Consider the following 1,188-nt stretch of genomic DNA (forward strand, 5'->3'; position numbering starts at 1 on the left):
GCTTGTATGCTTGGTACTTGAAGGGAGGAGGAGGGACTAGGCTGGCTTCTGACTGTTGACGCAGTACAGATCCGTGGGAGATTTCGCCCCTCCTCCTTTCACCCAAGCGCCGATAAAGAATGCATCTGGCTCGACCGACGATAGAAACAAGCCTGCGCCTCTGGGTGACCCCTTCAAGTGTTCAAAACCATATCTCGGGGGGATGTTCAATGGCAATGCCGATTTCTGTCGTAAAGCCTATCGTGGGCGTGGATGTCGCCAAGAATGAACTGGTCATCTATCAGGCTGACCTGGATCTGCTCGAGACGATATCCAATGACAAGGCTGCCATCAAAAAATGGTTGAAAGCCTTGCCTGCACCGGTTGATCTCGCCATCGAATCAACCAACACCTATCACTTGGCGCTCGCCGATCTGGCCTATGAAGCCGGTTGCACGATTTACATGGTCGGCGGCTACGAACTGAGTCATTACCGCAAAGGTGTGAAAGTTCGCGCCAAAACCGACGCGCTGGACGCCAAACTGCTGGCTCGTTATCTGAAGAACGAATACCAGGAGCTTCACCCCTGGACCCCTCCATCGCCGTTATATCGCCGCCTTCTTAGTCTGTTCCGCCGTCGCGCGGCGCTGGTTCAGGCGCGAGTAGCCCTGGCGCAAAGCTGGGCGAACGAGCCGCTGCTCAAAAGCGCGTTTGCCGAGCACCTGACATCAATGCAGAGGCTTGAAACGCTGGTCGAGAAGATGATCAACGACCAGTTGAAAGAGGCCGGTTTGCTTGCCCAACTGAAGCGTTGCACGAAAATTGAAGGTATTGGCTTTTTGACGGGAGCCCGCTTGATTGCTGCGTTTCAGCGTGGCGACTTCAGGAATGCGGATGCATTTATCGCATTTTTAGGCATGGATTTGCGTGTGTCGCAGTCGGGACAGAAGGACGGGCGCCGAAGCCTGACTAAACGCGGAGACCCCGAAGCCCGGCGGCTTTTGCACAATGCGGCAATGTCGGCCAGCCGTACGCCGACATGGAAAGGATTTTATGAAAAGCAAAGAGGTCGCGGGCTCAGTACGACACAGGCCCTGGTGATCCTGGCCCGCAAGCTTGCCCGAGTGGTATTTGCACTGTTGAAGGGGGAGGACGAATACCAACCGAAAGTCGGTTGAGGGCTTCCCCTCAACCATAGAATCTCCCACA

1 protein-coding gene is annotated in these 1,188 nt (G+C 55.1%); it reads left to right on the top strand.

Translation table 11 applies throughout. The features are described 5' to 3' along the window. The first annotated feature begins 209 nt into the window (after positions 1–209). Positions 210–1,157, top strand: coding sequence for an IS110 family transposase (locus tag ACP7BN_RS27660; RefSeq protein ID WP_426050125.1), 948 nt, complete (start codon positions 210–212; stop codon positions 1,155–1,157). Positions 1,158–1,188: the final 31 nt, after the last annotated feature.

The sequence above is a fragment of the Pseudomonas sp. TWP3-1 genome (genome assembly GCF_049896625.1).
Classification (GTDB): domain Bacteria; phylum Pseudomonadota; class Gammaproteobacteria; order Pseudomonadales; family Pseudomonadaceae; genus Aquipseudomonas.